The sequence below is a fragment of the Okeania sp. genome, from assembly GCF_983059655.1.
The window spans coordinates 1-6,890 of sequence record NZ_CEZPJD010000410.1; the positions used below are offsets into that span (position 1 = coordinate 1).

Genomic DNA, 6,890 nt, shown 5'->3' on the forward strand with positions numbered 1-6,890 from the left:
AGCCAGAAGAAATAGATTTAATTGCTTATTGCGGAGTAGGAGATTACGATTTCCGGTAGCCAAAATACAAGCTGTCATTAGAGCTGAAAATGCTCATGATTTTGAAATTAGAAATTTATGCAACAGAGGCAATTTAGGTATTCATATCTGCCGAAATATGTTGCTAGCAGATTCAGGTTGAAATTATACTTTAGTTGTTTGTAGTGATAACGGAAGTCAAAAGTCAAAAATCAAAAGTTAAAAGTAAGATTTTATCGCCTCAAAACTTTAACCCTACACTAATTTACGGAAGTCAAAAGTCAAAAGTCAAAAGTTAAAAGTTAAAAGTTAAAAGTTAAAAGTTAAAAGTTAAAAGTAAGATTTTATCGCCTCAAAACTTTAATCCTACACTAATTTACGAAAATTATTTCGCACTTCAGTATAAGATAAGTAGTGTAGCCTAAGTTGATAAAATAGGTGTAATTTAGATTTACCTATTCTCAAACAAAAAGTTGAAAATTTACTATCATCTTAAAATTAAATCTTTTCATTTTCAAATATATATGAACAGGAAATAAATATGTTGAAATCGTTAACTATAAATAATTTTCGTTGCTTCCAATCTTTTGAACTTCAACAACTTAGCAGAGTTAATTTGTTGGTGGGGATGAATAATAGTGGGAAAACTTCTATTTTAGAGGCTATTCAACTTTTATATTCCTTTAATCAACCAGACAAATTTCAGAAAATGATGTTTGACCGAGGAGAATATTTTACGGAAGGCGATCGCCAACTGGATATTCGTCACCTTTTCTATGGGCGTGAAATTTCAGTAGGAAGTGAATTTTCTATAGTAGGAAATAATGGAAAAGAACCGGAAAGGTTAATTGCTTCAATACAAACAGAGCCTGCTAATAATTCCGAACAAGATAGATCGGATGATTCAGAAGAATTTAAGGATGACTTAGAAGCATCAAAAAAACTTGTTTTTATACTTAATTGGCAGAATCAGATAGGAAAAATAAAACGAGATTTATCAGATTATGGAGGTATATACCCAGGTAACTCAAACTGGGCTATATTGGCGACAAAATTAAATACAAGACTTGCTAAATCAATTACAAAATCCCAATTTATTACACCATTATCTTTGGATATTAACGAAATTACTAAACTATTTGATGAAATTGTTTTAACACCAGAGGAAATATTGACTCTAGAAGCATTACAAATTATTGAACCTAAAATTGAACGTATTGCTTCAATTGGTCCTCAAAAATATGATTCTAACACTAGAAGTTTAGGAGCAAGAGGAGGGTTTAGAGTAAAAGTTTCTGACCAAAAACAACCTATACCTATTGGCAGTATGGGAGAAGGAATATGGCGAATTTTAGCATTAGCGATCGCTCTTGTTTCTGCTCAAGGTGGAGTATTACTTGTAGATAAAATTGATACTGGTTTACATTTTTCTACAATGTCTGATATGTGGAAACTTATTTGGAAAACCGCAAAAAAATTAGATGTTCAAGTATTTGCTACTACTCATAATAGTGATTGTTGGAGTAGTCTTGCTGATGTTATTCAAAATGAAAATTTAGAGGGTGAAGAAATTACAATTCACAGGATAGAAGCTGATAAAAATAGTTCTGTAGTTTTCACTGAATCTGAAATTGTTATTGCTGCACAACGTGACATAGAGGTGCGATAGTAATGGCAAAAAAATCTGTTCCTCCCAGAAATAAGCTTTTAGTAGAAGGTGATGAGGATAAAAGAGTTATTCCATATTTGATAGAAGCTAATGATATTCCTTGGGAAGATAAAAATAAACAACCATTTGTATATATTGAATCCTTTGATGGCATAGAAAAATTACTAAATAAAAATGTAATTTCTACAGAGTTAAAAGCATCTGGACTTTCTGCATTAGGTCTAATGGTTGATGCAGATGATAATTCAAAGGATAGATGGCAAAGCATTAGAAATGTTTGTTTACCAAGTATTCCTGATTTTCCTGAAAATTTACCAGAAACAGGTCTAATTCATAACACTAATTCTGGTGTTAAATTTGGGGTGTGGATGATGCCAGATAATAAAATGTCTGGAATGTTAGAAACATTTCTGACTTAATATAATTCCTGACGAAAAAGAATTGCTTTGGAATTATGCACAAACAGCAGTTAAAGAAGCTAAAAATCAAGGCGCGCCATTTATAGAAAATCACACTGATAAAGCCAATATTCATACATGGTTAGCATGGCAAAATACTCCCGGTCGCCAATTATAGCGCTGTGCGCAGGCAACAGGCAACAGGCAACAGGCAACAGGCAACAGGGGTAATAAAAAACCGATAATATAAGACTTTTAGCTATTGGACATCTCCTGCAATTTGTAAATATGCCAGCGCACATTGCTATACATAATGCTGTGATGGAAAAAATCTTAAATCCAAAACATCCCCAAGGCTCAAATATTTATTAACTGGTTTAAAAAATTATATGACTTGTAAAATTTATTAAATTTAATTTTAACTATAGCAATCCTTATTTGTAGCTAATATAAAGATGATTAAACAACTCAAAAATTCTGACAATGACCCTATTAATGTCGATTTCTTAACACCAGAAGTAGTGAATTTAAAGGGGAAAATTGGTATGACCTTAGCTCCTGGTAAGAAAAATTTCGGTATGCACTTAGATTGGGACCGGGATTTGAATAAAGACTTATTACGACTACGGTTAGATTATGAGATGGATATATTAATAACACTTCTAGAAGAACATGAATTAGAAGACATACAAATTTCTGACCTGGGAAAAGTAACAGAAGCACAAGGAATAAAAAGTATCAGATTTCCCATTAAAGATCGAAGTATTCCTACCTCAATAAATGAGTTTATTCATCTAATTAACAATATTTTGAAAGTAGTAAAAGAAGGACAAATAGTAGTAATTCATTGTAAAGCTGGATTAGGACGTACCGGAACAGTTGCCGCTTGTTGTTTAGTAGCTTTAGGTTATTCTGAAGTAGAAGCGATCGCTAAGGTTAGACAAACTCGTCAATACACAATAGAAACAAAACAACAAGAAAATTTTGTTTTCCGATTTGCTCAAGAATTAACTCCAGAAAAACTGCAATTTTCAGCACTTTAAAGAATTTATTTGTTTGAGTTCTACTATTTGGATAAATATTTATTTGCTACCTTAACAAGTAACCTATCTAAATCTGATTTAGTATAGAGTTATATTTAGTTTAATTGAATCTTGATGGAACAGGAGAAAAGTCTAAAATATATCCTCTCCCTAATCTGTTTCTTCAAGAGATTTTTTCCCTGTTCCCTATTAGTTTTATTCAGGATATTTTCTAAATAACCCAAATCATCCTGCTATAATTTTTGAGGATTTTTTAGATGCCAAATTATCCTGAATTTAATATTTATTTGGCCTTAATTATGGTTGTTTTAATAATTCAGCCCGGATACAACCTTTTTCCCACTTCCACTTAGGTAGAGATTCTTGAGGAAGAAAAATTGCCCAGATTGAACCTTCAGGACTTTTATAAAAACCCGTAATTTCAGCTTCTACCATACTACTCCAGGGTGCTGATACTAAAATTTTATCCCCCGGACTAAAAACTTTTCCGTCAGCATTGGTAACTTGTTGGATAGATTCTTTTAACTTTGGTTTTCCTGGTTTTTTGGGTCTTTCTGGTTTACTTATAGGTTTTCTTAATTGCCTTTCATTTGTACCTTCTTTTTTTGATGAGGGGCTATTTTTTATTGGATTTGGTTTTTCTACTTTTGACTGAATTTGTTCGTGAAGCTCCTCCTGCGGAGAATTTGGATCAATAGGCTGTTTTGGTCTGACAGGTCTCCTGATTGCTATTATTTCATGACTCATCCACTTAACTCCCTATTACCTGATTTTAGCTTTGGTTCTATCTATGATAGCACTACCGAAATAGTGCTTTTGTTTTGAGTGGCCAAAATTATGATTTTGGTTTCTATATTACACTTTTTATCAGAATCAATTTGTGTTCTGGAGTAACATATCTCTATCAATTAATGATTAAAGGTTACAATTAAACTTCTAATTTTTAGTTTTGGAATCAGGAAAATTTTCTTAAGAAAAATTCTTTTTTCTATAATTGTAGATGTCAAAATGAGTAAATTGTTTCATGCCATAATCAACTAAAAAAGGCTCTACCACAATAATGATGATTGGTAATATTTTAGATGGACGCTATCAAATTATTAAAATTATTGAATCAGGAGAAATTGGCCATGCTTATCTGGCCCAAGATATTCGTCGTCCTGGAGAAGCACAATGTTTTATTAAGCATCTACAGCCAAATATTGATGATCAAAGATTAATCAATATTGTTCGCGAGCGATTTCAAAAAGAAGCACAAATGCTAGAAAAGCTTTCTCAACACGATCGAATTCCTAAACTACTTGCATATTTTGAAGAAGATCGAGAGTTTTTTCTAGTTCAATCTTTTATTCCTGGTCAATCTTTGGATAATGAAATATTACCAGGTAAACCTCTATCTGAAAAACAGGTAAATTTAATTCTCAACGAAGTCTTAGAAATTTTAGTGTTTGTGCATGAAAATAGTGTGATTCATCGAGATATTAAGCCTGCTAATTTAATTAGAAGAAAATCAGATAATAAATTAGTTTTAATTGATTTTGGAGCTGTTAAAGAAATTAATATTGGTCAGCAAAATCCTACAGCTAGGATTGGTACTATGGAATATATGCCAATAGAACAATTTGAATATAATCCTCAATTTAGTAGCGATATTTATGCTTTAGGAATGATTGGCATTCAGGCAATTACTGGATTACCTAGTAGCGAATTATCGAAACTAAAGGATAATGAAAATGGTGAAAAAAAAGATATTTTTTGGCGATACCTAACAAATTGCTCTGCTCCTCTAGCAGATATTTTAGATAAAATGGTGTGTTATGATTTTCACGAACGTTACCAGTCAGCAGCAGAAGTTATAGAAGATTTAAAAAAAATTAATGACCTTTCAAATCCAACTATAGATAGTCAAGAAAAAGAAATTTATCGGGAAGAAGTTATTCATATAGCTAGTTATCGAGGAGATATTTCTGTTGTCGGGAGAAGAATTTTAGATGAACTTAGAAAAAGTTTAGAACTGTCACAAAAAGAAACAGACATCATTGAGAATGAAATATTAAATCCTTACCGTACATATCGGGATAAAGGAGAAAGGTATGAACAAACATTAGTAGCTGCAGTTCAAGAAGAATATCCTTTTAATCAGGAAACTCGCCAGGAGTTACAGCGTCTACAGCAAATTTTAGGACTCACTCAAGAAGATATAGAATTAATAGAAAACAGAGTTGTGCCGAAATCTCCACTTACTAAATTTCAAAGAATCTTTAGCAAGAACGACAAAAAATCATATTTTAACTGGCAGTTGATTTTAGGATTTATCGCTACCTTCATTGTGATAATCTTTGCTATATATAGATATATTAAATTCCAAAATTATTTGGTAGTGCGTCAACAACAAATATTACAACAGCAACAGCAAGAATTGGCAAAATTGGGTTTGATACAAAATTTATACATAAAGCGCAACTATGAAGAATGTATCAATCAAACAACTTTAATTAGTCAACAATCTGATCTTTTTGCTGAAGCTCAATCTATTTTACAAAAGTGTAAACAAGGTATAAATTGGCAAAATTATCAGGTTGAAAATTTGCCTAATTTTAATGCTTTAACTCGTACTTTTGCATTTAATTCTGATAGTAAAACTTTATTTGTCGGAAGTGAGGATACAACAGTAAAAGTTTTAGAAATTCCTACAGGGAAAGTTATCAAAACATTCTCTGGTGATAATTCTCCAATTTGGTCAGTTGCTTTGAATAGAAATGCTACTCAATTAGTTGCAGGCACTGATGATTGGGAAGTAATTGTCTGGAATTTAGAAACGGGAAAACCATTTCGAGTATTTGAGCATTGGTCACCTGTTTGGTCAGTTGCTATTAGTCCTGATAATAAAACAATTGCTAGTGCTAGTGAAGATAAAACAGTTAAAGTTTGGGATTTAGAAACAGGCTTCTTAATTTTTACCTTCCCCGATCACTCGGATGTAGTTTATTCTATTGCTATTAGCCCGGACGGTAGAAGATTAGTTAGTGGTAGTGCAGATAAAACGATCAAAATTGAAGATTTAGATACGGGAAAATTAATGAATACATTAACTGGACATGAGGGAGTAATTAGGTCTGTTGATATTAGTCCAGATGGAGAAAAAATAGTTAGTGGTAGTTATGATAAGACTATTAAAGTTTGGAGCTTAAAAACAGGAAAATTAATCAAAACTATTCTTGGTCATACTGCGGAAGTTATGTCTGTTAATGTTAGTCCTGATGGTCGATATATTGTTAGTGGCAGCAAGGATAATAGTATTAAGATATGGGATTTAGAAACAGGAGCATTAGTTAATACTTTGATAGGACATAAAGATGAGATTTATACGGTTACTTTTAGTCCTGATGGTAATAGTATTGCTAGTGGCAGTAAGGACAGAACTATTAAACTTTGGCGACGATAGTAATGGATAATTAATAATGGATATAGAAATTATGCTTAATAATTAAGATTCCTAGTTACAAAACTATTAAATTCACATTCTGTACGTCAACTGGTAGTATTAGGTGTAACATCATTCCCTAATTGACTAAGGGAATAGCAGAAAATAAATTATCCCAATTTTTGTACTTAGTATCGTTAACTAGGTACTCTCTACTTCCTTACTTTTTCAATTTCTTCCCTACTGCCTACAGCAAAGCTGCCTACTGCCTTACCGAATTATTAATAATTAGGGCTTGCTGAAAAAGTCTTTTTTAAGGAGTAGGGGAGCGGGGGAGT

At 32.1% G+C, this 6,890-nt stretch carries 7 protein-coding genes; 6 read left to right on the forward strand and 1 reads right to left on the reverse strand.

The genetic code is table 11. The features are described 5' to 3' along the window. The 5 genes from AC3DU7_RS20550 to AC3DU7_RS20570 all read left to right on the forward strand — a co-directional run. A partial coding sequence (locus tag AC3DU7_RS20550) for a hypothetical protein (RefSeq protein WP_488041161.1) occupies window positions 1-181 on the forward strand: 181 nt, incomplete at its 5' end. Window positions 182-559: 378 nt separating this feature from the next. Continuing rightward, window positions 560-1,687 (forward strand): AAA family ATPase, encoded by a 1,128-nt coding sequence (locus tag AC3DU7_RS20555; RefSeq protein ID WP_488041162.1) that lies wholly within the window; start codon window positions 560-562, stop codon window positions 1,685-1,687. A gap of 2 nt (window positions 1,688-1,689) precedes the next feature. Next, a complete protein-coding gene (locus AC3DU7_RS20560; RefSeq protein ID WP_488041163.1) occupies window positions 1,690-2,106 on the forward strand; it encodes a DUF3226 domain-containing protein in 417 nt (138 codons plus the stop codon). A 22-nt stretch (window positions 2,107-2,128) separates the two neighbouring features. Continuing rightward, complete coding sequence (locus AC3DU7_RS20565; RefSeq protein ID WP_488041164.1) at window positions 2,129-2,263, forward strand: DUF3226 domain-containing protein; 135 nt, start codon at window positions 2,129-2,131, stop codon at window positions 2,261-2,263. Between the two features lie 277 nt (window positions 2,264-2,540). Next, a complete protein-coding gene (locus tag AC3DU7_RS20570) occupies window positions 2,541-3,128 on the forward strand; it encodes a cyclin-dependent kinase inhibitor 3 family protein (protein WP_488041165.1) in 588 nt (195 codons plus the stop codon). A 297-nt stretch (window positions 3,129-3,425) separates the two neighbouring features. Here AC3DU7_RS20570 and AC3DU7_RS20575 read toward each other — a convergent pair whose 3' ends face one another. Next, complete coding sequence (locus tag AC3DU7_RS20575; protein ID WP_488041166.1) at window positions 3,426-3,875, reverse strand: hypothetical protein; 450 nt, start codon at window positions 3,873-3,875, stop codon at window positions 3,426-3,428. A 313-nt stretch (window positions 3,876-4,188) separates the two neighbouring features. On the opposite strand from AC3DU7_RS20575, the gene AC3DU7_RS20580 reads away from it, so the two are divergent. Continuing rightward, window positions 4,189-6,573 carry a protein kinase domain-containing protein gene (locus AC3DU7_RS20580; protein WP_488041167.1) on the forward strand — a complete coding sequence of 795 codons (2,385 nt, stop codon included), beginning with the start codon at window positions 4,189-4,191 and terminating at the stop codon, window positions 6,571-6,573. The last annotated feature ends 317 nt before the right edge of the window (window positions 6,574-6,890 follow it).

Excerpts from the sequence above, each read along its gene's own strand:
- AC3DU7_RS20575 (WP_488041166.1), bottom strand. The coding sequence starts at position 3,875 with ATGAGTCATGAAATAATAGCAATCAGGAGACCTGTCAGACCAAAACAG.
- AC3DU7_RS20560 (WP_488041163.1), top strand. The coding sequence starts at position 1,690 with ATGGCAAAAAAATCTGTTCCTCCCAGAAATAAGCTTTTAGTAGAAGGT.
- AC3DU7_RS20580 (WP_488041167.1), top strand. The coding sequence starts at position 4,189 with ATGATGATTGGTAATATTTTAGATGGACGCTATCAAATTATTAAAATT.
- AC3DU7_RS20555 (WP_488041162.1), top strand. The coding sequence starts at position 560 with ATGTTGAAATCGTTAACTATAAATAATTTTCGTTGCTTCCAATCTTTT.
- AC3DU7_RS20570 (WP_488041165.1), top strand. The coding sequence starts at position 2,541 with ATGATTAAACAACTCAAAAATTCTGACAATGACCCTATTAATGTCGAT.